25 protein-coding genes are annotated in these 25,548 nt (G+C 49.7%); 24 read left to right on the top strand and 1 reads right to left on the bottom strand.

Going from position 1 to position 25,548, the window contains the following annotated elements; all coding sequences use genetic code 11:
- Positions 1 to 133 precede the first annotated feature (133 nt).
- From acsA to CTH_RS05090, 10 genes are all read left to right on the top strand, one after another.
- Entirely contained in the window at positions 134 to 1,858 is a 1,725-nt protein-coding gene (gene acsA / locus CTH_RS05040) for an acetate--CoA ligase (protein WP_107753242.1), read from the top strand.
- Positions 1,859 to 2,004: 146 nt separating this feature from the next.
- Positions 2,005 to 2,409 (top strand): hemerythrin domain-containing protein, encoded by a 405-nt coding sequence (locus CTH_RS05045; protein WP_078665115.1) that lies wholly within the window; start codon positions 2,005 to 2,007, stop codon positions 2,407 to 2,409.
- A gap of 273 nt (positions 2,410 to 2,682) precedes the next feature.
- Positions 2,683 to 4,437 (top strand): L-lactate permease, encoded by a 1,755-nt coding sequence (locus tag CTH_RS05050; RefSeq protein WP_078665114.1) that lies wholly within the window; start codon positions 2,683 to 2,685, stop codon positions 4,435 to 4,437.
- A 90-nt stretch (positions 4,438 to 4,527) separates the two neighbouring features.
- Complete coding sequence (locus CTH_RS05055; RefSeq protein ID WP_107753244.1) at positions 4,528 to 5,922, top strand: FAD-binding oxidoreductase; 1,395 nt, start codon at positions 4,528 to 4,530, stop codon at positions 5,920 to 5,922.
- A gap of 5 nt (positions 5,923 to 5,927) precedes the next feature.
- A complete protein-coding gene (locus CTH_RS05060; RefSeq protein ID WP_107753246.1) occupies positions 5,928 to 7,226 on the top strand; it encodes a (Fe-S)-binding protein in 1,299 nt (432 codons plus the stop codon).
- A gap of 2 nt (positions 7,227 to 7,228) precedes the next feature.
- Positions 7,229 to 7,780, top strand: a complete 552-nt coding sequence (locus CTH_RS05065; RefSeq protein ID WP_078665111.1) for a LutC/YkgG family protein — start codon at positions 7,229 to 7,231, stop codon at positions 7,778 to 7,780.
- Entirely contained in the window at positions 7,780 to 9,915 is a 2,136-nt protein-coding gene (gene ldhH / locus CTH_RS05070; protein WP_079933101.1) for an L-lactate dehydrogenase (quinone) large subunit LdhH, read from the top strand. The genes CTH_RS05065 and ldhH overlap by 1 nt, the downstream gene beginning before the upstream one ends.
- Positions 9,916 to 9,995: 80 nt before the next feature.
- A complete protein-coding gene (locus CTH_RS05075) occupies positions 9,996 to 10,706 on the top strand; it encodes a FadR/GntR family transcriptional regulator (RefSeq protein WP_078665109.1) in 711 nt (236 codons plus the stop codon).
- Between the two features lie 24 nt (positions 10,707 to 10,730).
- On the top strand, positions 10,731 to 11,744 hold the full coding sequence (locus CTH_RS05080; protein WP_107753248.1) for an alpha-hydroxy-acid oxidizing protein: 1,014 nt from the start codon (positions 10,731 to 10,733) through the stop codon (positions 11,742 to 11,744).
- A gap of 514 nt (positions 11,745 to 12,258) precedes the next feature.
- Positions 12,259 to 12,777, top strand: a complete 519-nt coding sequence (locus tag CTH_RS05090) for a YhcN/YlaJ family sporulation lipoprotein (RefSeq protein WP_079906451.1) — start codon at positions 12,259 to 12,261, stop codon at positions 12,775 to 12,777.
- A gap of 2 nt (positions 12,778 to 12,779) precedes the next feature.
- Here the strand turns inward: CTH_RS05090 and CTH_RS05095 are convergent, their stop codons facing one another.
- Complete coding sequence (locus CTH_RS05095) at positions 12,780 to 13,286, bottom strand: hypothetical protein (protein ID WP_107753250.1); 507 nt, start codon at positions 13,284 to 13,286, stop codon at positions 12,780 to 12,782.
- Positions 13,287 to 13,406: 120 nt separating this feature from the next.
- On the opposite strand from CTH_RS05095, the gene CTH_RS05100 reads away from it, so the two are divergent.
- The 14 genes from CTH_RS05100 to CTH_RS05160 all read left to right on the top strand — a co-directional run bounded on the left by CTH_RS05100 (position 13,407) and on the right by CTH_RS05160 (position 25,547).
- Positions 13,407 to 14,042 (top strand): methyltransferase domain-containing protein, encoded by a 636-nt coding sequence (locus CTH_RS05100; RefSeq protein ID WP_078665105.1) that lies wholly within the window; start codon positions 13,407 to 13,409, stop codon positions 14,040 to 14,042.
- 185 nt (positions 14,043 to 14,227) lie between these two features.
- Entirely contained in the window at positions 14,228 to 15,580 is a 1,353-nt protein-coding gene (locus CTH_RS05105; protein ID WP_107753252.1) for a radical SAM/SPASM domain-containing protein, read from the top strand.
- 22 nt (positions 15,581 to 15,602) lie between these two features.
- Positions 15,603 to 15,758 carry a hypothetical protein gene (locus CTH_RS14105; protein ID WP_159071838.1) on the top strand — a complete coding sequence of 52 codons (156 nt, stop codon included), beginning with the start codon at positions 15,603 to 15,605 and terminating at the stop codon, positions 15,756 to 15,758.
- 109 nt (positions 15,759 to 15,867) lie between these two features.
- Positions 15,868 to 17,157 carry a thioredoxin-disulfide reductase gene (trxB, locus tag CTH_RS05110; RefSeq protein WP_078665103.1) on the top strand — a complete coding sequence of 430 codons (1,290 nt, stop codon included), beginning with the start codon at positions 15,868 to 15,870 and terminating at the stop codon, positions 17,155 to 17,157.
- A gap of 110 nt (positions 17,158 to 17,267) precedes the next feature.
- Positions 17,268 to 18,038 (top strand): helix-turn-helix domain-containing protein, encoded by a 771-nt coding sequence (locus CTH_RS05115; protein WP_078665102.1) that lies wholly within the window; start codon positions 17,268 to 17,270, stop codon positions 18,036 to 18,038.
- Between the two features lie 80 nt (positions 18,039 to 18,118).
- Positions 18,119 to 18,313: a 4Fe-4S dicluster domain-containing protein gene (locus tag CTH_RS05120; protein WP_159071839.1), complete on the top strand. Its 195-nt coding sequence runs from the start codon at positions 18,119 to 18,121 to the stop codon at positions 18,311 to 18,313.
- 107 nt (positions 18,314 to 18,420) lie between these two features.
- On the top strand, positions 18,421 to 18,681 hold the full coding sequence (locus CTH_RS05125; RefSeq protein ID WP_159073821.1) for a hypothetical protein: 261 nt from the start codon (positions 18,421 to 18,423) through the stop codon (positions 18,679 to 18,681).
- Between the two features lie 100 nt (positions 18,682 to 18,781).
- Positions 18,782 to 19,462, top strand: a complete 681-nt coding sequence (locus tag CTH_RS05130) for a redox-sensing transcriptional repressor Rex (RefSeq protein ID WP_078665099.1) — start codon at positions 18,782 to 18,784, stop codon at positions 19,460 to 19,462.
- Between the two features lie 158 nt (positions 19,463 to 19,620).
- Complete coding sequence (locus tag CTH_RS05135) at positions 19,621 to 20,319, top strand: DUF5714 domain-containing protein (protein WP_078665098.1); 699 nt, start codon at positions 19,621 to 19,623, stop codon at positions 20,317 to 20,319.
- Positions 20,319 to 21,542: an ATP-binding protein gene (locus CTH_RS05140; protein ID WP_159073822.1), complete on the top strand. Its 1,224-nt coding sequence runs from the start codon at positions 20,319 to 20,321 to the stop codon at positions 21,540 to 21,542. The genes CTH_RS05135 and CTH_RS05140 overlap by 1 nt, the downstream gene beginning before the upstream one ends.
- Positions 21,520 to 22,833 carry a sigma-54-dependent transcriptional regulator gene (locus CTH_RS05145; RefSeq protein ID WP_078665096.1) on the top strand — a complete coding sequence of 438 codons (1,314 nt, stop codon included), beginning with the start codon at positions 21,520 to 21,522 and terminating at the stop codon, positions 22,831 to 22,833. Before CTH_RS05140 ends, CTH_RS05145 begins: the two co-directional genes overlap by 23 nt.
- A gap of 96 nt (positions 22,834 to 22,929) precedes the next feature.
- Positions 22,930 to 24,015 carry a 4Fe-4S binding protein gene (locus tag CTH_RS05150; protein WP_078665095.1) on the top strand — a complete coding sequence of 362 codons (1,086 nt, stop codon included), beginning with the start codon at positions 22,930 to 22,932 and terminating at the stop codon, positions 24,013 to 24,015.
- Between the two features lie 74 nt (positions 24,016 to 24,089).
- Positions 24,090 to 24,410 (top strand): hypothetical protein, encoded by a 321-nt coding sequence (locus tag CTH_RS05155; RefSeq protein ID WP_078665094.1) that lies wholly within the window; start codon positions 24,090 to 24,092, stop codon positions 24,408 to 24,410.
- A gap of 156 nt (positions 24,411 to 24,566) precedes the next feature.
- Positions 24,567 to 25,547, top strand: coding sequence for a 4Fe-4S dicluster domain-containing protein (locus tag CTH_RS05160; protein ID WP_242947900.1), 981 nt, complete (start codon positions 24,567 to 24,569; stop codon positions 25,545 to 25,547).
- Position 25,548 lies beyond the last annotated feature (1 nt).

The raw sequence follows: 25,548 nt of genomic DNA on the forward strand, positions 1-25,548 counted from the left end.
AATTGATGCTACAATACCTATAAGAAATATCGAACCAGCAGGGGAGAAGGGGAAGGAGGGTTGTACAAACTTTTCCGGTGAGTGATGAGAGGTAAGCAGGGACCAAAATAAAAAAGAACAGGGGGATGGATCGATGGAGAAAACTGAAATTCTGGCACCCAGTCCGGGTAAACACAACCTGGAAAACTATGAAGAGGCCTATAAAAATTTCCGCTGGGAAGATGTTGAAAAGGAATTTTCCTGGTATACTACCGGCAAAGTAAACATGGCCTATGAGTGTGTTGACCGCCACTGTGAGACCTGGCGCAAAAATAAAGTGGCTCTTTACTACAGTGATGGGGTACGGGATGAAAAATACACCTTCCAGGACATGAAATTCATGTCCAATAAGGTTGCCAATGTTCTGAAGAAGCTGGGCATTGAAAAAGGAGATCGGGTCTTTATCTTTATGCCGCGTAGTCCGGAACTATATTTTGCTGTACTGGGCATTCTTAAGATCGGCGCCATTTGCGGTCCGCTGTTTGAAGCCTTTATGATGGACGCAGTACGGGACCGGATGCAGGATTGCGATGCGGTTGCCCTCTTCACTACTCCTAAACTGCTGGAACGGGTGGACTTGCCCAATTTGCCAGCATTAAAGCATGTAATCCTGGTTGGTGCCAAAGATGAGGACTTAACCGATCCCCGTTTCCATAGTTTCGAAAAGCTGATGGAAGAGGCTTCCCGGGAATTCGATATTGTCTGGGTAGACCGGGAAGACCCGATGATGATCCACTATACCTCAGGTTCTACCGGCAAGCCCAAAGGGGTATTGCATGTCCATAATGCCATGATTCAGCATTATCAGACAGCCAAGTGGGTACTGGACCTGCAGGAAGAGGATATCTACTGGTGTACCGCTGACCCTGGCTGGGTAACCGGTACTTCCTACGGGATTTTTGGGCCCTGGCTCAATGGCGCTTCCAGTGTGATTCGGGGTGGCCGGTTCAGTCCTGATGACTGGTATGCGACTATCGAAAAATATGGGGTAACTGTCTGGTACAGTGCTCCTACCGCTTTCCGGATGTTGATGGCAGCGGGTGATGAACTGGTCAAGAAATATGACCTGTCCAGTCTGCGTCACATTCTTTCCGTCGGTGAACCTCTTAACCCCGAAGTAGTTCGCTGGGGGATGAAGGTCTTCGGTATCCGCATCCATGATACCTGGTGGATGACTGAAACTGGCGGTCAATTGATCTGTAACTATCCTTGCATGCCCATCAAGCCCGGTTCTATGGGCAGACCTTTCCCGGGAGTCTATGCGGCGATTGTAGATGATCAGGGGAATGAATTGCCTCCCTATCGAATGGGTAACCTGGCCATTCGTAAAGGCTGGCCTTCCATGATGCGGGCCATCTGGAAGAATGAAGAGAAATACAAGGAGTATTTCCGCCTGGAGCCCTGGTATATTTCCGGCGACTCCGCCTACAAAGACGAAGATGGCTATTTCTGGTTCCAGGGCCGGGTTGATGATGTCATCAACACCTCCGGTGAACGGGTTGGTCCTTTTGAGGTTGAGAGCAAACTGGTAGAACATCCGGCTGTGGCAGAAGCAGGGGTTATCGGTAAACCCGATCCGCTGCGGGGTGAAATCATCAAGGCCTTCATCTCTTTACGGGAAGGCTATACCTGGACACCGGAATTGGAAGAAGATATTAAGCAATTTGTTAAAAAAGGTCTGGCAGCTCATGCTGCGCCCAGAGAAATTGAAGTACGGGATAAACTGCCCAAGACCCGTTCCGGTAAAATCATGCGGCGGGTACTGAAAGCCTGGGAACTGGGCCTGCCCACCGGTGACCTTTCTACAATGGAGGATTAAAAGGCTGATAACCCTCTTGCCCCTTTTTGTCTCCCTCCCCGGAGACTATCTTGGGGCAAGGGGGTTATTTTTCTGGTGTGACCGGGTTCACAGAAAAGATGGGAAGTTTTAGTTAAAATATAAAAAAGTGCTGTGAGGTGGTTGAAATGGCCGGGTTGGTAGATGCTTTGAAAAGTGATCATGCTGTGATTCTGGCGACCCTGAACAAAATTAAGGAAGTGGGCATATCCAGTAAAGAAGGACGGGATAAGCTTCTGGAAGTCAAAAACCTGCTACTGCACCATCTACAGAGAGAAGACAGGGAACTTTATCCCCATCTACGGCGAGCAGCAGAGGTTGATATCTCTTTGCGCCAGACTCTGGAGTTATTCGCCAAAGACATGGATGAGATTTCGCGGCTGGCTATGGAGTTTTTTCAGAAATACGCCCAGGGTGGGGCCGGGATCGAATTTGCGCGGGATTTTGGCCGTTTATATGCGACTTTGGGAGAAAGAATCAGGCGGGAAGAAAACATAATCTATGTTCGCTTTCAGCAATTAGAGAAAAAATAAGGGGGCAAGTGCCCTCTTATTTTTTACTGAATTTGTACTAAAAATAACTTTTGAAATTATCAAAAAATTTGCTTCTTTCAGCAGGAATTGTGATAAAGTTGTCGAATATGTTAATGGCAAAGTGGTCAGGCCAATAGTCCATCAAACAAGATGACAGGTCTGAAAGCCTGACAATAAGCGATTTTTAAGCCGGGGGTGAAATGAAGGGGGAAAAAGACAAACTAGTTATAATGAAAACGCTGGCACAAAATTGGAAAGGAGAGGTAAAAAATTATGACCTGGAAAATGGTGATTGATCCTTTAAACAACATCGGCCTCTCTGCATTGATGGCAGCTGTGCCCATTCTCTATATGTTCTGGGCTCTGGCTGTCAAGCGGATGAAGGGGCATATCGCCGGGGTCACAACAGTTATTCTGGCGGTACTGGTAGCGATTTTCGGTTACGGCATGCCTGCTAAACTGGCCCTTCTCTCAACTGGCTATGGTATGCTTTATGGTCTGTTCCCCATTGCCTGGATAGTTGTTACTGCTGTTTATCTCTACAACATTACTGTTAAAACCGGTCAATTTGAAATCATTAAAAACTCCATCGCCTCCATTACCGATGACCGGCGTTTACAGGCCTTATTGATTGCTTTTTCCTTTGGTGCCTTCCTGGAAGGGGCAGCTGGTTTCGGTACACCGGTGGCTATCTCCGGTGCGATGCTGGTCGGTCTGGGCTTTAACCCCCTCTATGCTGCCGGGATTTGTTTGATCGCCAATACTGCACCAGTAGCCTTTGGCGGTGTGGGTATTCCTATAATCGTAGCTGGACAGGTAACCGGGATTGATGCGATGGCGATTAGCCAGATGGTAGGCAGGACTTTGCCGTTCCTGTCTGTGATGGTACCTTTTTACCTGATTATACTGATGGCTGGATGGAAGAAGATGGTGGAAGTCTGGCCGGCGGTGCTGGTCAGCGGAGCTTCCTTTGCCATAGCCCAGTGGTATTCTGCTAACTACCTGAGCCCGATGTTGCCGGATATTATCGCATCTCTGGTATCCATTGTCGCTCTGGCTGCTTTTCTCAAAGTCTGGAAGCCGCCCACAACCTGGCGCTTTGCTGATGAAGCCCCCAGCCTGGGGAAAGAAAAATTGCAGTATAGTGCCGGGCAGGTTTTGAAAGCCTGGGCTCCCTTTATCATTCTGACCATCTTCATCACAGCCTGGGGCTTGAAGCCGGTTAAAGATGCTCTGGATTATTTCGGTCTGGTCAAGTTTGAAATTCCTGGCCTGCATAATATGATCATCAAAGGCGAAAAACCTATGGAAGCGATCTTTAAGCTCAATTATCTGAGTGCAGCAGGTACGGCTATCCTGATTTCGGCTTTTGTTTCCATCATTATGCTGGGCATGCCTATTTCCGAAGGGATCAAAACCTTCTTTGAAACCCTGAAGACTCTGCGTTATCCTATTTTGACCATAGCTTCCGTTCTGGGCTTTGCCTATATTGCCAACTTCTCTGGTATGTCCATTACCATGGGTACAGCTTTAGCAGCAACCGGTAAATTCTTCCCCTTCTTTGCACCTTTCCTGGGCTGGCTGGGTGTATTCATTACCGGTTCCGATACCTCGGCCAATGCTCTGTTTGGCAAACTGCAAGCAGTTACGGCCGATAAAATCGGCGTTGACCCGGTGGTCACAGTGGCCGCCAATACTTCGGGTGGGGTTACCGGTAAGATGATTTCTCCCCAGTCCATCGCAGTTGCTACTGCTGCCGTTGGTCTGGTTGGACATGAAGCCGATCTCTTCCGCTTTACGGTTAAACATTCCTTGATTTTTGCCACCATTATCGGTGTTTTTGTAACCTTGCAGGCATATGTACTGACCTGGATGATTCCCAAGTATAAAATGGTAGAAGCAGCGGCTGCTGCAGCTGCTCAAAAAGTATTCCCGACTCTGGGTGCGACTTACCTGGGGTATACAGTGGCACTGGTTGCTCTCGTTTTTATCCTGGTTCTGGTCATGAACCGGAAAAAGACAGCGTAAGTTGTGATGGCGGACAGGGAGGAAAAGCTCCCTGTCTCTTCCCTTTAGTGTGGTCAGACCATCAGACCTTAATAACAAGGAGGAGAAAACATGCTGGAGCATAAGATACTGGAGCAATTGCAGGAAATAGTCGGTACCCAGAATGTCCTGACCAAAAAAACTGACCTGATCACTTACAGTTATGATGCTACTGCTGATATGCCCCGCCAGTTACCTGATGTGGTGGTCTTGCCGGCAACTACGGAGGAAGTAAAGCGGATAGTAGAACTGGCCCGGTCGAACCAGCTGGCTATCTATCCCCGGGGAGCCGGGACAAACCTGAGTGGTGGCACCATTCCCTTGAAAAGGGGGATAGTTCTTTCCTTCCAGCGGATGAATGCTATTCTGGAAGTGGATGCCGATAACTTAACGGCCACCGTTCAGCCGGGGGTCATTATCCAGGATCTGAACAATGCGGTGGCTAAATTTGGTCTGATTTATCCCCCCGATCCCGGGACAGTGGCTACTGCCACCATGGGCGGCTCGGTTTCCGAGTGTTCTGGCGGATTACGTGGCTTAAAGTACGGGGTGACCAAACACTATGTCATGGGTATGGAAGTAGTACTGGCCAGTGGTGAAGTGGTACGATTTGGTGGGAAAACAGTGAAAAATGTGACTGCCTATGATTTTGCCTCTCTGTTTGTAGGTTCAGAGGGTACTCTGGGCATTATAACTGAAATTACGGTAAAATTGATTCCGGCGCCCAAATATCGTCGTTCCCTGTTAGCCCTCTTTGATCGTCTGGAGGACGCCGGTAACACCGTTTCCGGGATTATTAGAAATCATGTGATTCCGGCAACCCTGGAAATTATGGATAAAAAGACGATTGAAACTGTAGAAAATTACGCTAAAGTCGGTTTGCCAACCGATGTAGAGGCGTTATTACTGATAGAAGTAGATGGGATGGTACCGGAATTGGTAGAAGCAGAAGCTCAGGTGGTTCTGCGGGTAATCCAGGAGAATAATGGTAAGGTGCGGATGGCTGCCACTGACCAGGAACGGGAACAACTGTGGGCAGCCCGGCGGGCAGCATTGCCAGCTCTAGCCCAGCTCAGTCCGACTACAGTGCTGGAAGATGCAACTGTTCCCCGGACGCGAATTACCGACATGCTGCTGGCAATTCAAAAAATTGCCGAAAAGTACCGGCTGAATATCGGTACTTTTGGACATGCCGGTGATGGCAATTTGCATCCCACCATTCTGGCGGATGCCAGCAATCAAGAGGAGATGATCAGAGTCCATCAGGCGGTGGACGAGATTTTTGCTGCTGCCCTCAGCATGGGCGGAACTTTATCGGGAGAGCACGGGATCGGTATAGCCAAAATGAAGTACCTGAAGAATGAACTGGGTCAGCCAGGGTTGGCCTTAATGCGTCGGGTAAAAGAGGCCCTTGATCCTGATTATCTGCTCAACCCCGGCAAAATGGTCCCATTGAAAGGGGAGTAACTGCCATGGCTACACTTTACGATGATTTGCAACAGGTTAAACCGGAACTGGCCAAATGCATGAAATGCGGTAATTGTATGGCAGTCTGTCCTATATATATCACCGAGAAAACGGAAGCCGGGGTAGCCCGGGGGAAAATCACCCTGGCGGAGGCTTTGCTGGCAGGAGATTTGGACCTGCAGGATGAAGATTTAATCCACAAACTGTTTAACTGTCTGGTTTGTAAATCCTGTATGCAGAATTGTCCCTGTGGTGTAAAGTTTGACCGCATTATCCTGGCCTTGCGGGCAGAGATCGCCCGGCAGAAGGGGTTACACCCGCTGAAAAAAGCCATTTTTGCAGCCTTGAAAAAACAGGGTTTATTTGATCTGGGTATGCGTCTGGGCGGCAGTTTTCAGGGCCTGGTTTTCCGCCGCCATCCGGAAAAGAAAGCCTACTATCCCCGTTTTCGCATGGGTTTAAGTATGAAGCGAATCTTGCCTGCTCTGGCTCCAGTTCCTTTCCGCAGCCAGGTTCCGGCTCTGGTGTCTGCCAGCAAAGAAGGGGAAAAGCCATTGCGGGTGGCTTTCTTCACCGGTTGTTCGATCAATTATATTTACCCCCAGATCGGTCATGATGTTATAGAAGTACTGAAAGAAAACGGGGTGGAAGTAGTAATTACCAGGGACCAGTGCTGTTGCGGCATTGCAACCTTTGTGCACGGGGATGTGGCAACAGCCAGGGAACTGGCCCGCAAGAATCTGGAAGCTTTTGCCGATTGTGGTGCTGATTATATTATTACTGCCTGTGGCTCCTGCGGGGGTTCCTGGCAGCATGAATTCAAGGAATTGCTGGGGGATGACCCCATATATGGACCTAAAGCCGAATACTGGAGCAGCCGCACTTATGATATTTCTACCTTTTTAACCAGAGTTATCAACTACCGCAAACCTCAGGGAGAAATAAATGTAACAGTAACCTATCACGACCCCTGTCATTTGAAAAAGACCATGAAGGTTTATCAGGAACCGAGGGAAATCCTGCGGGCGATTCCTGGGGTGGAACTGAAGGAGATGAACAAGCCCGATGCCTGTTGTGGTAGTGGCGGTTCTTTTAGCTTAACCCATTATGAAACTTCTATGGAAATTAACCAGCGCAAAATTGCGGATGCCAGTCAGACCGGGGCAGAAGAAGTGATTACCGGCTGCCCGGCCTGTATGATGCATCTTGCCGATGGTATCAATCAGTTTGGCAAGGGTCAGGAGGTAGTCCACTATATTTCGCTCCTGGCTGAGTCCTACCGGAAGGAAAAAGGAGGAAAATAGCTGTGTGGGAAGCTTTTAAGACCCGGGCTGAAGCTGTGGGGGCAGAAGTTTATCGTTTTGCCAGTCAGACAGAAGCTCTGGATTTCATTTTAACTTTCCTGGTACAGGAGGGGGTGGCAAACAGACCTGGGGCTTATGCGTTCTGGGCAGATTCGCCCCTGATTCAGGGAATGGACTTAAGTGCTCTTGAGGAAAAAATTCCTGGCCTGAAATTCGCCTGCACTAAGGAACTGGCCGCCCAGGCGCGGATTGGTATCAGTCAAATGGACTGGGGTCTGGCGGACACTGGTACTCTGGTACAGGTTGCTACTCAGGTGGAGCAAAGACTGGTTTCCACTCTGCCGGAAATTCACCTGGCTATTCTGGGGACCCGGCAGATTCTGCCGGACATGGGCACTCTCCTGCCCCGGGTTAAGCCTACTGAAGCCAGCTACCTGGCGTTTATTACCGGTCCCAGTCGTACCGCTGATATCGAGCGGGTACTGACCATCGGGGTGCATGGACCTGGACGACTGGTGATAGTGCTGGTGGACGATCTGGGAGGTGGCAACTAATGACCGAGCAATTTAAACAGTCGATTGAACAGGCCCTGCACAATCCCAATCTGACCGGAGCGCTGGGTCGGTTTTCCGAGGCCTATGTCATCAGCCGGGCCAAAGCCTATGAAGGGATTGATTTTGAAGCTTTGCGCAGTCGTATAGCCGAAATCAAGGGAGGAGCGGCTGAACGGCTGGAAGAGCTGGCCCAGCAGTTTCAGCGAGAGGCGGAAGCCAGGGGAGCAAAAGTCTTTCGGACCAGCAGTCCCCAGGCGGTAAAGGAATATATATTAAACCTGGCCCGGGAAAAGGGAGTCAAACTGGTGGTCAAATCCAAGTCCATGGCCTCTGAGGAGATTCACCTCAATCCCTATCTGGAACAGGCCGGACTGACAGTGAAGGAGACTGACCTGGGGGAATGGATTATCCAGCTAGCTGGCCAAAAGCCCTCTCATATGGTGATGCCAGCAATTCACATGACCAAAGAAGAAGTGGCGGATTTGTTCAGCAAAGAAGTTCAGGAACGCCTTACCAGTGATATTCCGCGCCTGGTCAAGGTGGCCCGCCAGGAACTGCGCCAGTATTTTCTGGCAGCGGATATGGGCATTTCCGGGGCCAATATAGCAGTAGCGGAAACGGGCACCCTGGTGCTGGTGACCAATGAAGGGAATGCCCGGCTGGTCACTACTTTGCCCCGCATCCATGTGGCCATAGTAGGGCTGGAAAAACTGGTTCCCTCTTTTACCGATATAGCTCCGATTCTGCAGGCGCTGCCCCGCAGTGCTACCGGGCAATTGCTGACCAGCTATGTTTCCATGATCACCGGGTCCACCCCCAATCCCGACGGGTCGGGAAAAGAACTGCACATCATCCTCATGGATAATCGCCGCTCGGAAATGGCCCGGGATCCCAAATTCAAGGAAGCTCTGCAGTGTATCCGCTGCGCTTCCTGTCTCAATGTTTGTCCTGTTTACCGGCTGGTAGGGGGCCACGTTTTCGGGCATGTTTATGCTGGTGGCATTGGCACCATCTTGACAGCCTGGTTTGATGAGCTGAAGAAATCGGAAGAAATTCAGGGCCTTTGTATCATGTGTGGACGCTGCCGGGAAGTCTGTCCGGGCAAAATCGATATCCCGGAATTGATTGTGGAAATCCGGCGGCGGCTGGTCAAGGAAGAGGGGCAATCCCTGACTCAGAAGGCCATCTTTTCCGGGGTATTAAGCAATCGCCGCCTCTTTCATTCCCTGTTGCGGGCAGCATCCCTGGCGCAAAAACCCTTTGCCAGGGGAGGTTTTATCCGGCATTTACCTCTGTTTTTCTCCGGGCTGGCTGAGTTTCGCAGTTTACCCACCATTGCTGAAACGCCGTTGCGAGACCGGGTGAAGCAGATTAAACAAACCCCTGCTAGGGAAAAAGCAGTTTTTTATGCTGGCTGCCTGATTGATTTCGCCTATCCGCAGATGGGAGAAGCGGTCATCAAGGTATTGAACAAAGCAGGAATAGAAGTAGTTTTTCCGGAAGGGCAGACCTGCTGCGGAGCGCCGGCCCGCTACAACGGGGCTTTCGAAGTAGCGGCCCAGAATGCAGTGGATAACCTGAAAGCCCTGCTGTCAACCGAGGCAAGTTATGTGGTTTCCGCCTGTCCTACCTGTACCGCGGCCTTAAAACATGAATTCATCAGCACCCTGGAAACCCAGGGGCGGCAGGAATGGTTGTCCCGGGCCAGAGAACTGGCAGCTAAAACGGTGGATTTCTCAAGTCTGGTGAAAAAATTGGTGGATGAAGGACGGCTGACTCTGCTGGAAGGCGAGACACTGGAAAAGGTGACATACCACGACTCCTGCCATTTAAAACGAACCCTGAAGGTATGGCAGCAACCACGGGAACTGTTGCAAAAAGCTGGATACCAGCTGGCGGAAATGTTCGAAGCCGATATGTGCTGCGGTATGGGGGGGTCTTATTCCCTTAAATTCCCGGAAATCTCTGCCCCCATTCTGCAAAGGAAATTGCAGAATATCAAGAACACCGGCGCTACCACCGTGGCCATGGATTGTCCTGGCTGTGTGATGCAGATTGCCGGCGGTTTCGATAAACAAGGGGAAGGGATTCGGGTCAAGCATACAGCTGAACTTCTTGCGGAAAAATTAAAATAAAAAATCCCCTGCGTCTGAAGGAACTTGCCCCGCTTGTGTAGAAAATATTTTAATATTCTGTTCTTGCAGGGGGTAAAGTTATGGAATTTCGGCCTATAAAGCCCAAAAAAATATATGAGGAAATTGTCGAACAGATCAGGGATTTGATGGCGGAAGGCGATTTGAAACCGGGAGATAAACTCCTGTCCGAACGGGAATTAGCGGAAAAACTGCAAGTCAGCCGGGCTTCGGTGAGGGAAGCCCTCAGAGCCCTGGAAATGATGGGTTTTGTGGAAATACGCACCGGTGAGGGCACCTTTGTGCGGGAAGCCTGTAGTGACGCCATCATCCAGCCCCTGGCCATGTTTCTCTCCATCGAGCGGGGCAATTTCTTTGAAATTTATGAAGTGCGGAAAATATTCGAAACGGCGGCAGCGCGTTTGGCTGCGGAACGGGCTACACCGGAGGAAATCCAGAAGATAGAAGAAGCGCTGAAACAGATGGAAGATAATGTGGCAGATTTCGAGAAAGGGGAAGTTAGTGATACCGCCTTTCATTATGCCATTGCCGAAGCCACCCATAACGGTTGGCTGGTGCGATTGATGCGTACCATTTCCGACTCCTTTCACAGTGCAATAGTAGCGGCCCGCAAGCAGTTGTTCCTGACTCCGGGAAACGGGGAAAAGCTAATGGAACAGCACCGCCGCATTTATGATGCCATCCGGAACAAACAGCCCCAGGCGGCGGAGCGGGCCATGCTGGATCATCTCCTCTTTGCTGAGGCGGAACTGGCCAAAAAGATCAAAGAATAATTGCTAGACTGGAGGGGAAGAAAAATGGACTTGGCAGCTATCAGAAAAAACGCCAGGGAAAAATTACAGGGCTATTGCCGGGTTTGTCCGGTTTGTGATGGGCGGGCCTGTGCCGGTGAAGTACCAGGGATGGGAGGTCTGGGCACTGGTAGTGCTTTTCGAGCCAATCTGGAGGCCCTGGCAGCCTATCGCTTCAACATGCGGACTATTCATGAAGTTAAAGAGCCAGATACTACCCTGGAGCTATGGGGAGAAAAACTGGCCCTACCAGTACTGGCAGCACCCATGACCGGCACTCCTTATAATATGGGTGGCCAGTTAACCGAGGAAGAATTTATCGAGTATATTATTGCCGGGTCCTTGCAAGCCGGTACGCTGGGCATGAGCGGTGATGGAGCTGACCCGACCATGTATGACAGCGGCCTGAAAGCCATTGCCAGACACCAGGGGAAAGGCATTGCCATTATCAAACCGCGGGCCCAGGAGGAAATCATCAAGCGCATCCGCCAGGCAGAGGCAGCCGGGGCGCTGGCTGTTGGTGTGGATATAGATGGCGCTGGCCTGATCACCATGGCCCTCAAAGGGCAACCGGTAGGCCCCAAAACCCTGGCGGAAATCAAAGAGCTGGTAGAAGCTACAACATTGCCCTTCATTCTCAAGGGCATCATGACTCCGGAAGAGGCAGAACTGGCTGTGGAGGCAGGAGCTAAAGCCATAGTAGTTTCCAATCATGGTGGAAGGGTACTGGATTTCACACCGGGAGCTGCCGAAGTATTGCCGGAAATCGCCAGCCGGGTCAAGGGCAAAGTGCTGATTTTTGCCGATGGGGGAGTACGCAGCGGGGCCGATGTCCTGAAACTGCTGGCCCTGGGGGCAGATGCCGTTCTGGTAGGCCGTCCTCTGGTAGTGGGAGCTTTTGGGGGCGGTCAGGAAGGAGTTGCCTTCCTGCTCAACAAAATGAAAGGCGAACTGGTTCAGACTATGCTTTTGACCGGAACTGCCTCGGTTAAAAATGTAAAGCGGGAAATCCTGTTCTAAAAAACAAGACCGGAAGCGCAGAGGGCGTTTCCGGTTTTGTTTTTTAGATAAAAAAGTAAATACAAGTTATATAATTTGCATAAATTATACAGAAGCATTTTCAGTTATCTGACGGTAGGCGGTTTCCCTGAACTTGCCTTGTCGAAAGACGATTATTATGCCCAGAGGATGCTACGGGAAGATGTAGTGGATAAGGTATTAAAGCGAGACATTCCGTCGCTATTTAACATCCGTAATGCGGCAGTTCTGGAGAAAGTGTTCCTATACCTGTGTTTTAACTCATCTCAAATTATTAATATTACGACGATGAGTAAGGCGAAATAGTTGCTGCCATTGTCGTAACCAAAAGGCCGAAGGATTTCGGCGTGATGCCTCATCCTACCAGAATACCTATTATGCGAATCCCAGCCCACGTTTTTTTGTATTTATTAGGGCATGCTGAAAAGACTCGTATGAGTTGACAGTGGGTAGTTGCGGTTAAAATAAAACACAAAAGGAACAAGGAGGACTGACAATGAAAAAGGGTTTACCCCTCTTTTTAGCGCTAATTCTATTTACTGGCCTTGCCTTTTTTTATCTCTACCGTGATGCGGGATTACCGCGAGGGGCAGAAAACCTGCTGCAGCAACCTCAGCGAAAAGTGGGATTGAGACCGGAAAATCCGGCACCTCAGCTGCCCCTGCCGCCTCATCCCCTGGGGAGAGCAGGTACCGCGGGGAAGGCTCCGGCCACTCCGGCTGATGGGGCTCAGGCTGCTGCCGCCTGGGAACAATTCCTGGCAAAAAAACCGGGGATAGAACAACCGGTGGTAGTTATCTGGCATAACCGGATCTATATCGCTGTTCCTGAACTGACGCCGGAAAGCGAGCAGAAAATCAGGAAGATAGTCAAGGAACAGGAACCCGGCTGGCAAGAGGTGATCATAACCAGTAGCCCGGAAAACCGGGCCAGATTGCAAAAAATAGCTGCTGCCATTCGTCAGGGACGGATGGCAGCGGACTTTGCCAGTGAATTAAGTCAGATCAAATCCTGAACTTATTGACCTGGTGGTGGGGTGGGGAGTTTGCTCAGTAACTCAGTGGACTGGACTAGATATTTTTTACCCACTTTAGTTATACGAAACTTAAGGTAGACTTGACCTGTGCCTGCTGGTCCAATGGGGAAAAAGAGACTGTGGGTTACCACCAGCCGCTCATAGGAATCTCCTTCCAGTAAAGCCGCTTCAAAATCAGCGCGATTGAAGCGGATTGTTCCTATTTTATACTGGCGCGCTATTTTTTGCAGGGCAGCCGGATAACTAACCTCCAGCCAGCGGCGGTTGGCGGGACTGCTCATTTTTTTGGCTTTATCCAGCTGGTTTTTGGCGATCGCCCGTGCGTAGGCATCAGCAGTACCCATAATATCCAGGGGCAAGTCTTCTACTGGCGTGGGCAGCTGGGCCAGAGGTGGTGGTTCGGCTGGTTTGGGCTTGCGCTGGGGGGTACAGGCAAAAAGTACAGGCATCAGCAATACAATTAAGATAATAAAACGAATTTGGCGCATAGGACTAACCTCCTTGTCCGGATTTACACTATTAGTATGTCCAAAAATTAAAATCGCTTTTGACATTTTCAGCGAAAAAATGTTATAATATAGCTGTTGATACCCGGAGGGGGTAACGGTATGGAGAAAGAAATCATTCAGCGTTATACCAGAGAAGCAACAGCTTGCTCCAATCTGAGCTGTGGTTCCAATCTGGAGCTGGCTGATTTACAACCAGGTGAGTGGGTACTGGACCTTGGTTGCGGTCGTGGTGCTGATGTGCTGCGGGCTGTAGACCTGGTCAGGCCAGGAGGCAAAGCGGTTGGTCTGGATTTGACTCCAGCCATGCTGGAACAGGCGCGAGCAGCTGCCCGCCAGGAGGAGAAAGCAGAGGAATGTGAATTTATTCAAGGTGACCTGACCCGGCTGCCTTTTCCGGAGGCAACTTTTGACTGTGTGCTCAGCAACTGTGTGATTAACCATGTCCACGATAAATTTCGGGCCTACCGGGAAATCGCCCGGGTTCTGAAGCCGGGAGGCAGAATGGTAATCAGTGATGCTGTCTCGCTGGTACCACTGCCGGAGGAAGTAAAACAGGATCCACAGGCCTGGGCCGATTGCTGGGGAGGAGCCATTACGGAAGAGGAATATCTGGCAGCCATTGAGGCGGCTGGTTTCCAGCAAATAGTTATCCTCAAACGGCGAGAATACCTGAAGAACGGGTATCCTTTTGCTAGTTTGACCCTGCGTGCCAGTAAAGGCAGGGAAGGGAGGTGACATTATGCGTCCTGTAACCAAAAAACAGGAGAAAAAGTGCTGCAGCGGAGCCCTGAACCTGGCTCAGTGCTGTTCCAAACAATCCAAAGTGGTGGCTGGTTGCCACGACTAATCCAGTTTAAGGCAGGAGCCGGCAGTGACAGCTAAGCTGTCCTGTCGGCTGCTTGCCGTCAAGGAGGGCAAGCATGTACTGGAGTAAATATAACCTGATTTTGCCTTTGTTCGAGGGCAAGGAATATGCCCTGGTCAATGCGCTCATGGGGCTGGTGGATTTTGCTACAGCGGAGGAAGGAGCGCAGCTGGAAGCCGCGGCAGCTGGTCGCTGGGAAGAGGTAGGACCGGAATTATTGAGTTATCTGCAGGACAGAGGTTATATCCTGCCTGATGCCACCAGTGAAAGCCTGTTGCTGGCTGATAAATATGGGGAATTTCAGCAGGAATTAGCCACTTCTCCCACCCATATTTTGTTAGTGCCTACCTATGCCTGTAACCTGGCCTGTACCTACTGTTTTCAGCAGGGCATGAAAGAGGGAGAATTAGTCACTAAAGAAGTTGTGGATGCTTTTTTTCAACATATCAGCAGTAAATTTGGCCAGGAACAACCAAGGCCTTTTATTACTCTCTTTGGCGGTGAGCCGCTGATTGCCAGCCCCCGACAACTGGAAATTATTGATTATATTGCTCGTCAGGCAAAGACTAATGATTTCGAACTGGCTGCCGTAACCAATGGGTACGACCTGGAGCAGTTTGTTCCATTATTCCAGGCCAGTGGGGTAAGGATCAAAGAAATCCAGGTGACTATCGATGGGCCCCAGGAAGTTCACGATGCCCGTCGGGGTACAGCTGATGGTCGGGGTACTTTTGCTGAAATAATGAGAGGAATTAGGGCAGCGGTAGCGGCTGGTTTCCCCATCAATTTCCGGGTAGTAGTAGACAAAGAAAATTTACCTTCCCTCTTGCCCCTGGTGCGTTATCTGGAGGAACAGGGCTGGTTGGATTTGTCTCCTGGCCAGTTTAAAACTCAGCTGGGAAGAAATTATGAACTTTATGATTGCTACGCCAGGCCCCAGCATTTGTTCAACCGTCTGGAAATGTGGGCTGCTTATGCCGCTCTGGCTAAAAAAGAACCCCTCTTGCAAAAATTCCATCAGCCGGATTTCAAAGGCATCCGTTACCTGATAGAAAACGGAGAAATGCTGGTACCGGCTTTTGATACCTGTCCTGCAGCCAAAAAAGAATGGGTTTTTGATCTGCACGGCTATATTTATGGTTGTACCGCCACTGCCGGTCGGGCGGAGCATCGGCTGGGCACTTTCTGGCCGGAAGTGATATATGACCAGGAAGCCGTCAGACCCTGGCAAACCCGGAATGTGCTGACAATCCCAGAGTGTCGGGATTGTGCCGTAGCCCATGTTTGCGGCGGGGGATGCGGGGCGGTAGCCTGGAGTCGAACTGGCAAGGTTCAGGCACCGGACTGCAGACCGATTAAAGAACTTTATACCCTTGGTTTAGAATATTACCGGGATAAACTGGGGTAAACTAAGTCCGGAGGTGAGACCTGTGCCACAGGTAGTGCTGACGGAAGCGGAACGGGGTATTCTGGTGCAGGCGGCCCGCTATTGTTTGCAAAAATGCCGGGGTGGTGGGCCAGCTGCAGGTTGTGAAGATTGCAGTTTATTAGAGCGGGCATTAGGAAAACTGGAACAGGCCACCTGATCAGGTGGCTTTAATTTTTTTGAAGCAAAAATTTTGTTGACAGTAAGCTGAGCGGAATGGTAGAATAAGGTCAGGAAAATACCTATACGGGGTATAAGGAGGAAGAAAAATGAGTGAATTTGTAAAAGAGATCAGTGCAGCTGAATTTGAGTCTGAGGTATTGCACAGTGAACTGCCGGTAGCAGTTGATTTTTATTCCACAGATTGTCCGCCCTGTGCTTATCTGGCTCCCAGTTATGAACGGATCGCTGAACAATATGGTTCTATGATGAAATTTGTGAAAATCTATCGCCAGGGCAACCGGGAACTGGCCAATCAGCTGGGAGTGAAAGGCAGCCCGACTGTATTGTTTTTCAAGAACGGGGAAGAAGCAGGCAAGCGATTGACGGGATATATCTCAAAACCTCAATTGCGTCTGGCTGTGGAAGAAATCACCGGGCCCCGTGTCAGGGAAGGTGGTTTGGCCAAGGTAGAGTGTGATGTTCTGATCCTGGGCGGTGGTCCTGCTGGACTTTCAGCGTCCATATATGCCGGCCGGGCCAAACTGCACACTGTGCTGGTTGACGAAGGATTGCCAGGTGGCCAGGCGGCTACCACTTTCCACATTGCCAACTATCCCGGTACTCCTGGCACGGTGCGGGGTAGCGAATTGATGCAAAACATGGTCAACCAGGCCAAATCCTTTGGAGTGGAAATTCATGACCTCAAGGAGATTTTCCAGGTGGATCTGACTGGAGAAAGAAAATATGTGCGTACAGAAGATACCGAGTATTACGCCAAGACAGTGATTATCGCTACCGGGGCGGAACCGCGAAAACTGCCGGCTGAAGGGGAAGAAGAATTCAGAGGCCGGGGTGTTCACTACTGTGCTACCTGTGATGGGGCTATGTATCAGGATGCGGATAATGTAATTGTTGTCGGAGGTGGAAACTCAGCAGTAGAAGAAGCGGTATTTCTGACCCGCTTTGCCAAACAGGTTACTATTGTGCACCAGTTTGATCACTTCCAGGCTTCCAAAATTGCTCAGGAGGAGGCCCTTAACCACCCGCAGATTAAAGTGGTGTGGGATTCAGAAGTACGGAAAGTTAACGGAGAAGGACATCTCACTTCAGTTACAGTGGAAAATGTAAAAACTGGAGAGCTTACTGATATTCCTGCCAATGGGGTATTCGTCTATATTGGCACCCAGCCCCGGACCCACTGGTTTAAAGGCCAGGTAGAAATGAATGAATGGGGTTATATTCAAGCCAATGAAGATATGGAGACCAATCTGCCTGGAGTTTTTGCTGCCGGGGATGTACGGGTGAAAAAATTCCGCCAGGTGATTACAGCTGCTGCTGATGGAGCTATTGCCGGTATCATGGCGGAGAAATACCTGATGGAAAAAGCCAGAGGTTAAGAAAGATAGCTGCAGTGCTTAACTGCAGCTTTTTTATTGACGCCAACCAGCAACAGTAGTAAACTAGTTACGTAATATATATAAAGTTGGCGAAAAGGGTGGGAGAGAGGATGCAGATTAATGGCAACAAAATTCGGGAATTACGGGAAGCCCGCGGCTATAACCTGGTGGATTTTGCTGCAAAAGCCGGGTTATCCCCTTCCTATTTGAGCGAAATAGAACGGGGAGCGAAAAAGCCTTCACTGAAAACCCTGGGGCGTATTGCCAGTGCCTTGAATGTACCCCGTGAGGAGATAGTAGACATTTCCCAGGATGATGAAGGCCTGACTTTTGGGGACCGGGTAAGGCTGGCCCGTAAGAATAAGGGCTGGACGGTAACAGAACTGGCGCTAAAGGTGGGGTTATCTCCGGCCTATATCAGCGAGGTTGAAAAGGATAAAGTAATACCGGCAGTGAGTACCATGCGGCGTCTGGCCCAGGTGCTGGAAGTGAGTGTACCTACACTTCTCAATGAAAATGCCGCTTTAGGTCTGAAAGTGCGCATGCTGCGGGAAGAACAGGGCTTGACCCAGGCGGCTCTGGCTGGTGCGGCAGGGATTTCTGCTGGGATGATCGCCCAGATTGAACAGGGAAAAGTCCAGCCCTCTTTCCGCACCATTGAGCGAATTGCCCAGGTACTGGGGGTATCGCCCTGTTATTTTGTCATGGATAATGAGAAACCGGAGGAAATTATCACAACCTTCAGCCCGCAATTGCGAGAACTGTTACAGGAAGAAAATGTGCAGGCTATCCTGCGCCAGATCTGTCATATGACAGAAAAAGAAATCCGTTTTATTCTTAATTTCATTCAGCTCTATCGGAAATCACGGTTGGATGAATGAATTTTCTTATTGACAGCGAAAAACTTGTAGAATATAATTTGATTAGAATATACCCTATCAGGGTAGGGTGGAGGGAGAAGATGTCTTCGACAAAAAGGGCCTTTCTTGATCCTGCTATTTGTAAAAACTGTCAGAGCTGCCCTCCCGCGGAACAATGCCCGGCCTATGCTATTGTAAGGGAAGATGAAGACGATTTTCGTTTTGTCGATCCCATGTGTGTAGGCTGTGGCAAATGTATTACCAATTGCCCTTATCAGGCTATCCGGTTGGTGTAAAGGGGGAAGCACTGTGCTGGAATGCAGTGATTGTGCCGCCATCCTGGGTGATTACCTGCGGCCCAAATTTTATGGTTCTGAAAAAGGAAAACCTGCAGGCCGCGAATGTGAAAGAAATTATTGCCCAAACTGTGGCGGTATTAATTATGCGCTGGATTGTACTTTTTATCACAATTGCATCTATTCAGTATGGAAATGCCTTTAAGCCGGATGATGGCATGATGCCTGGTATGATCAAATTTGCCCTGAAAGGCAAAGACTGTCGGGAAGATTTACTCAATTTGGACAGAGTCCAACAGCAGATTCTGGCGGAAAAAACAGAAAGCCTGGGCGGCAATGTAAACCGTCTGGCTACGCTGTTTCTGTGATCTGGCTCTTGTATTGAAGCGGTACAATCTGCTATAATATACCCTAAGGGGGTAGGCGAGTGCTTGCACCCGCCTTTATTCACAATGGAGGGTGAGCGGTATGAAAAATAAAGAGATTCCGGAACTGGTAGTCCGACGACTCAATCTCTATGCCCGCTGTCTGGGCTATCTGGAGGAAATGGGGGTATTAACTGTTTCATCTAAGGAACTAGGGGATCGCCTGGGCATTGCTGATACGCTGGTGCGGAAAGATTTGTCCTATCTGGGGGAATTCGGTCATCGAGGGGTAGGTTACTATGTCAGCCAGTTGCGCCATTCCATCCGCAAAATGATGGGGGCGGACAAACCCCGAGCATTAGTAATCGTTGGCGCTGGCAACCTGGGGCTAGGAATTGGCAAATATCACCAGCATTTTCTGGATAATCACCGGGTGGTGGCATATTTTGATACTGATCCGGAGAAAATCGGTCAATCGGTAGAGGGAATTCCGATCTATCCCATGGAAAAGATGGAGGAGATAGTTGCTGGCATGGGAGTGGAGCTGGCGGTACTGGCGGTTCCCAAGGATCAGGCCCAGCGGGCGGCTGAAAAACTGGTACTGGCCGGGGTGAGGGGGATTTTGAACTTTGCTCCTATTGCCCTGCAATTGCCGCCTACAGTGAGGGTTGCCTATGCCGATTTGACCCTGGAACTGCAAAACCTGGCCTATTTTCTTGAAAAAGAAGCTAATAGCACTAGCCCGGCCGGCTTTGTCATCAGTCGTCGGCGTAAGGAGGGGTAGATTTGGAAAAATTTTTGGAACTGATTCCGGGCATCTTGCTGGTTCTCTTTATTTTATGGATGCTCCCCAAGAGCGGTACTGGCGGCGGTTGAGCGGGGGGCGCCTGTGAGGTTCCCTGGTCCAGGGAACAGGATGAAAAAAAGAGGAGGAAATAACCTGTGCAAAGAGATGCCTGTTTTGTCTGTGGTCAGCCCTTGATATATAATGACCAGACAGTTGAACAGACCTGTGTTTTCTGTGGGGAAAAGGAAATGAATGCTATAACTTGTCCTAACGGGCACTATCTCTGTAACCGTTGCCATGGCCTGGATGCCCTGGGGGTGATCCGGGAAACAACTCTGAAATCCTCAGAAACAGTGCCTGAAGTCCTGGCGGAATTTTTAATGCAACACCCCACGGTTGCTATGCATGGACCGGAACATCATGCCCTGGTGCCAGCGGTACTGGTAGCGGTAACGGCTAATTTACTGGGCCTGGAGGAAAAGGAGGCCCTGGTGAAAGAGGCTATCAAACGGGGTAGCAGGGTACCAGGTGGACATTGCGGCTACTTTGGCGCTTGTGGAGCCGGGGTCGGTGTGGGCATTGCTGTCTCCGTGCTGACAGGAGCGACACCGTTGAAAAGGGAAGAGTGGTCCTGGGCGAACCGGGCAACTGCTATGGCTTTAGAGAAAATGGCGGATACCGGCGGCCCCCGTTGTTGCAAACGCTGTACCATGCTGGCCCTGGCAGCCGGGAGGGAAGCCATTGCCCGCTTTTTGCAGGTGGAACTGCCCGCGGCTGCTGACTGGAAATGTCGTTATTTTTCCCGCAATCGCCAGTGTCTGGGACGGCAATGTCCCTTTTGGGGGGATAAATGATGACGAAAGTTCAACGTTATTTATTGCTGGTGGTCGCCATTATGGCTGCCACTTTATTTTTCTTCGGTTTGCGCCAATTTGCACAAACTGAGGAACATATTCGGTCTATTTATTTGGAACGGGGAGCCGGAGTGGCCTGGCAAGTGGAAAACCGCTTGCGTCAATCCGGCCCAGTTAAACTCGATGAGGTGTTGTTAAGTATTGTTGGCCAGCGGGAAATAGCCGGATTGGTCGTATATAACCGGGAGTTAAAGGCGCTGGCACGAGCAGGCAGTATTGACCCCAGGCCATTAAAGTTAGAGAAATTGCCCCATGTGGAACCAGGTGAACAGGGGCTTGTGGTCTGGGTTCCTGTTCACTTGCCCGGGATTGACGGCGAGGGGAAAGGAAACAGTGGCGAACACAGACCGCGGGTAAAAGGGTTGCAGATTGTGTTTGAACCTATTACAGCCCAAAGCCTGCGCAGGGTGTCCTACTGGCAGCTAATTGCCAGCCTGGGGATTAGTCTGGGGTTTGTGTTGATGTCCTGGAATTTGTTGCAAAAAGAAAAAGAGGATATAAAAAAAGAAAAACTGGCTGAAATTGGTTTGCTCATGGCGGGCATTGCCCATGAAGTGCGAAATCCCGTGGCTGCGGTCAAAGGATTGGGACAACTGCTGTTAATGGATGAGTCTGATCCGGAAAAAAGGGAATATTTACAGAGCATTGTTGAAGAAAGCGGGCGTCTTGAGGAGTTTGCCGCTATTTTACTGACCTATACCAGGAGCGGAATTTTGCCGGTTGAGCCTATTTATATAAAGGAAATATTCGAGGAACTGGCATGGAAGTACGGGCCGGAACGCCTGATTGTGGAAATGGACAAGCAAGAGGCCAGGGTATTAGCAAACGGCGAAGCCTTGCGTCATGTCCTGTTAAATCTGCTGCAGAACGCCTGGCAGGTCATGGGAAGAAAAGAGGAAGCGCTGGTGGTAAAATTTAGAGAAGAAAAAGACTGGTTGTGGGTAGACATTTTTGACCGCGGACCGGGTTTCGGCGAAAAAGTACTGCAAATGGAAGGACTAATGGAATCGGACAAACCCGGCGGTTACGGGCTGGGCCTTGCTTTATCCCGTAAAATAACCGAGCTGATGGGTGGCGAATTGATCCTGGCCAATTATAATGGCGGGGGTCGGGTTACACTCAAGCTGAGGAGGTGGGAGGATGAAAAAGATACTGGTTATTGATGATGAGAAATCCGTACGTTTGATGCTTGGTGGGATGTTAAAAAAGCTTGGCTTTGAAACGGAAGCAGCAGAAAATGCAGAAAGAGCCTTTGCACTCTGGCGGCAACAACATTTTGATGCTGTTTTTTGCGACTTGCGTTTGCCGGATAAAAACGGTATTGAGGTGGTGCGGGAGTTACGAGCTCAGGGTTTTGACGGTGCACTTCTGGTAATTACGGCCTATGGTACAATTGAAACTGCCGTTCAGGCTATTCAGGCAGGAGCTGATGACTTTCTGACCAAACCACTGTCTGGTCCGGAGCAGTTACAGACCGTATTAAATAAAGCATTGGAACGCCGTAAACTGTTGCGTCGGGTGCAAGCGGAAAAATACCGGGATGGGGTTCCGGAGTTTATAGGAGTGGACCCTTTGAGCAGGAATCTTTTAGAGAAAATCAAGGTAGTTGCCCAGGTGGACACAACCGTTCTGTTGACTGGCGAAACGGGAACAGGCAAAGAAGTAGTGGCCCGCCTCTTACATGCATTCAGTCAACGCAGGGATGAACCCTTTCTGGCGGTCAACTGCGCGGCGTTGACGGAAAGTTTACTGGAAAGCCAGCTATTTGGGCATGAAAAAGGGGCTTTTACCGGTGCCCAGCAGAGTTATCCCGGTTTATTGCGTCTGGCTGATGGTGGAACCCTGTTTTTGGATGAAATCGGAGAATTGCCTTTATCGTTGCAGGCCAAACTGCTTCGGGTTTTGCAGGAACGGGTTGTAATGCCGGTAGGAGGAGTGAAGGAAATCAGGATTGATGTGCGCCTGGTGGCGGCCACTAATCGGGATCTTGCGCAAGAAGTAGCCGCTGGACGTTTTCGGGCCGACTTGTATTATCGTTTGAATGTGGTTCAGCTCACCATACCACCATTAAGGGAGCGGAAAGGGGATATTCTGCCTCTGTTGCAGCATTTTTGTGCCAGGCAGGCGGCCAAACTGGGCAAGCCGAAGCCGGAATTTGATGAGGAATTAGAGGCCAGGGCGCTGGCATATTCCTGGCCGGGGAATGTGCGGGAATTAGCGAATGTGGCTGAACGATCCATGTTGTTTTGGGACGGGCGTCAGGAAACCTTTGATCTTGATTTGCCGGTCCTGCCTGAAACTGGTGAAAGTGAAGTAAATCTTTACCGGTTAGAACGTAAGGCCATAGAACGGGCACTGGTCCTGGCCGGGGGTAACAGGAAAAAGGCAGCGGCTTTATTAGGGATCAGCCTCAGGACTTTATACTATAAAATGCAAAATTATTGCATTAAATAGTGCAATTTTTGCAATTTAAATCCACTAAAACCGCCTTTGTTGGCGGTTTTTTGTTTGGCACGGTTTTTGCCTTATATTCTGGTGGAGGTGGTTTGAATGCAGAAAACACAATTATGGCGCAGACTGATTCTCACGAGCATGGTAGTTTTGGCAGCCTGGCTGGGCCTTAGGCACCAGTTAGTAGGAGGTGGACCAAAGGGAGCGGCCCCCCTTGATTCGTTTTGCCCTTTTGGGGCGGTGGAAACAGCTGCAACACTGGCAGTCAGCGGCACCTTTATAGAAAAAACCAACTGGTCAAATCTGATTTTATTTGGTGGCCTGGTTTTATCTGCTTTCCTGGCCGGTAGCTTTTTTTGCGGCTGGCTCTGTCCGCTGGGAGCATTACAGGATTTCTTTGCCTGGGCAAGCAAAAAAATATTTGGGCGGCAGCTGGAACTCGGGAGAAACCTGGATCATATTTTCAGTTATGGACGTTACCTGATGTTGGTAATAATTGTGGTTGCTACCTACTACGCAAATGAACTGGTTTTTGAAAGTTACGATCCCTACAAAGCCTTCTTTCACTTCAAGTTTGAGGATTATATACCTGTGCTGGTAATTGGCCTGTTTATAGCTGGCAGTATGGCCATATCACGCTTTTGGTGCCGCTATCTGTGCCCCCTGGGCGGTCTGGTGGGATTATTTAACAAACTGGGTTCATTACGACCCGGTCGTAAGGCTGAGACCTGTATTAGTTGCCATCGCTGTGATCGGGTTTGTCCGACAGCGGTAAAAATAACTGAACGGGAAAAAATAACAGATTCATCCTGTGTCAGCTGTCTGAAATGTGTAGATGCCTGTCCTGTACCGGAGACACTGACCATAAAGAGCAAGGGTTTATTTCTGGTGCTGGGGTTATTGGCTTTTTTCCTGCCACCCCTGATTACACAGGTGACAGGGATATGGCAGTCTACTCCGGTTGCTGCCGAAATAGAACAAATTAATGATCCGGCTCAGATTAAAGGGTGGATGACACTGGAAGACGTTGCCCGGGCTTTCGGACTGGATAAAAATCAGTTAGCAAGGGAATTGGGGTTATCCGAGGCGGAGACCGGCGAGCATCTAAAGGAAGTAATGGCGGAAAAAGGCAAAGATATGGATTACCTGAGAGCCTATATTGCTGAAAAATTGAAGGAAAAATAAAATTTAGTAGTTCCTCTCGCAGGGGTAGAGCATAAGATGAATTAAAACTCCTACCCTGCGGGAGGTATATTTTTATGTTTTACTGGCCCTATTATTGGCTATATTGCTGTTACAAACAACCCAATCAGCAGCCAGTCTGTCCGCACCCCACTCCTGCTCCCACGCCTTCATTGCCTGAAATCACAGAAGCCATTGAGCAATATTTGAACAGTCCGGAAGGTAGACAGCAGTTGAGCAAAATAGCGGAAGAATATATCAGCAAACCGGAACAACAGACCCGCATTCGCAGCTGGCTGCGAGCCAATTTGCCGGAATTATTGAAAAGCCCGGCTGTCCGCAGTGTGTTACGGGAAATAGTAAAGGATATATTGAGTGAAGGGGAACCCCTTGGTTGATGGCAAACAGGTGCGCTGGCACCTGTTTTTTGTTTGACGTTAATTATTTCCATCACAAATACAAAAAGTATTGACATAGATAAAAGAGTTGAATATAATAAACTACGACAAATACATATACCCAGTAAGGGTATAACGAAAAGGAGGTAGATTTTGGTGAAAGTATCGAGACGAGAATTCCTGAAAAGAAGCCTGACTGCCGGCGTGGCGGGAGCCATGGTTTTGAGTCAGGGCCCCCAGCAGGCCAATGCTGCGAGCGGAGAACAGGGTTATGGCACTGTCATAGATTTGACTAAATGCACCGGTTGCGGTGTTTGTGTAGACGCCTGCCGGAATGCGAACCAGCATAAATTCCCTGAGCCGAAAGGCCCTATTCCGGTAAACTGGCCGACCGGAAAATTTGAGGACTGGTCCAAAAAGAGAAGTATTAAAGATCGTTTAACTCCGTATAACTGGACTTATATTCAAAAAGTAAAAGTTAAACATCAAGGGCAGGATGTAGAGATTAGCATTCCGCGGCGCTGTATGCATTGCGATAACCCGCCCTGTGCTAATCTCTGCCCCTTCGGTGTCAATAACAAAACCCCTGAAGGAGCGGTAGTGATTGATGAAAATGGTTGCTTTGGCGGTGCCAAGTGTCAGGCTGTTTGTCCCTGGCATATTCCTCAGCGGCAAGGCGGAGTGGGGATTTATATGAAAGTACTGCCCGGTCTGATTGGAGGCGGGGTCATGTATAAGTGTGATCTTTGCCTGGACCGGGTGAAAGAAGGCAAACAGCCTGCCTGCGTGGAAGCCTGCCCGCACGGAGCTATCAGTTTCGGGCCCAAGGAAGAAATGCGGAAATTGGCTCATCAACGGGCTGAAGAAATTGGCGGTTACATCTATGGTGAAAAGGAAAACGGAGGTACTTCCACTTTCTATGTATCTGCCGTACCTTTTGAAGAAATCAATAAAGCCCTGATTGAACAAGGGGTAGCCGATCCCGAAAAACCCGGCAAACCTGCAATGCCGGTAAAAGTGAAAAATGCTTCCGATGATCCGAAAGAGGCTATGACCAGTATAGCCATTGCTCCTGTGGCCGGTTTGGTAGCGGCCGGTATTACCGCCTACAAAACCTTAACCAGGGAGGGGAAGTAAA

The organism is Carboxydocella thermautotrophica, from assembly GCA_003054495.1.
In the GTDB taxonomy this organism is placed as follows: domain Bacteria; phylum Bacillota.

Coding starts and splice junctions, on each gene's coding strand:
- acsA (WP_107753242.1), top strand. CDS start 134: ATGGAGAAAACTGAAATTCTGGCACCCAGTCCGGGTAAACACAACCTG.
- CTH_RS05045 (WP_078665115.1), top strand. CDS start 2,005: ATGGCCGGGTTGGTAGATGCTTTGAAAAGTGATCATGCTGTGATTCTG.
- CTH_RS05050 (WP_078665114.1), top strand. CDS start 2,683: ATGACCTGGAAAATGGTGATTGATCCTTTAAACAACATCGGCCTCTCT.
- CTH_RS05055 (WP_107753244.1), top strand. CDS start 4,528: ATGCTGGAGCATAAGATACTGGAGCAATTGCAGGAAATAGTCGGTACC.
- CTH_RS05060 (WP_107753246.1), top strand. CDS start 5,928: ATGGCTACACTTTACGATGATTTGCAACAGGTTAAACCGGAACTGGCC.
- ldhH (WP_079933101.1), top strand. CDS start 7,780: ATGACCGAGCAATTTAAACAGTCGATTGAACAGGCCCTGCACAATCCC.
- CTH_RS05075 (WP_078665109.1), top strand. CDS start 9,996: ATGGAATTTCGGCCTATAAAGCCCAAAAAAATATATGAGGAAATTGTC.
- CTH_RS05080 (WP_107753248.1), top strand. CDS start 10,731: ATGGACTTGGCAGCTATCAGAAAAAACGCCAGGGAAAAATTACAGGGC.
- CTH_RS05090 (WP_079906451.1), top strand. CDS start 12,259: ATGAAAAAGGGTTTACCCCTCTTTTTAGCGCTAATTCTATTTACTGGC.
- CTH_RS05095 (WP_107753250.1), bottom strand. CDS start 13,286: ATGCGCCAAATTCGTTTTATTATCTTAATTGTATTGCTGATGCCTGTA.
- CTH_RS05100 (WP_078665105.1), top strand. CDS start 13,407: ATGGAGAAAGAAATCATTCAGCGTTATACCAGAGAAGCAACAGCTTGC.
- CTH_RS05105 (WP_107753252.1), top strand. CDS start 14,228: ATGTACTGGAGTAAATATAACCTGATTTTGCCTTTGTTCGAGGGCAAG.
- trxB (WP_078665103.1), top strand. CDS start 15,868: ATGAGTGAATTTGTAAAAGAGATCAGTGCAGCTGAATTTGAGTCTGAG.
- CTH_RS05115 (WP_078665102.1), top strand. CDS start 17,268: ATGCAGATTAATGGCAACAAAATTCGGGAATTACGGGAAGCCCGCGGC.
- CTH_RS05120 (WP_159071839.1), top strand. CDS start 18,119: ATGTCTTCGACAAAAAGGGCCTTTCTTGATCCTGCTATTTGTAAAAAC.
- CTH_RS05130 (WP_078665099.1), top strand. CDS start 18,782: ATGAAAAATAAAGAGATTCCGGAACTGGTAGTCCGACGACTCAATCTC.
- CTH_RS05140 (WP_159073822.1), top strand. CDS start 20,319: ATGACGAAAGTTCAACGTTATTTATTGCTGGTGGTCGCCATTATGGCT.
- CTH_RS05145 (WP_078665096.1), top strand. CDS start 21,520: ATGAAAAAGATACTGGTTATTGATGATGAGAAATCCGTACGTTTGATG.
- CTH_RS05150 (WP_078665095.1), top strand. CDS start 22,930: ATGCAGAAAACACAATTATGGCGCAGACTGATTCTCACGAGCATGGTA.
- CTH_RS05155 (WP_078665094.1), top strand. CDS start 24,090: ATGTTTTACTGGCCCTATTATTGGCTATATTGCTGTTACAAACAACCC.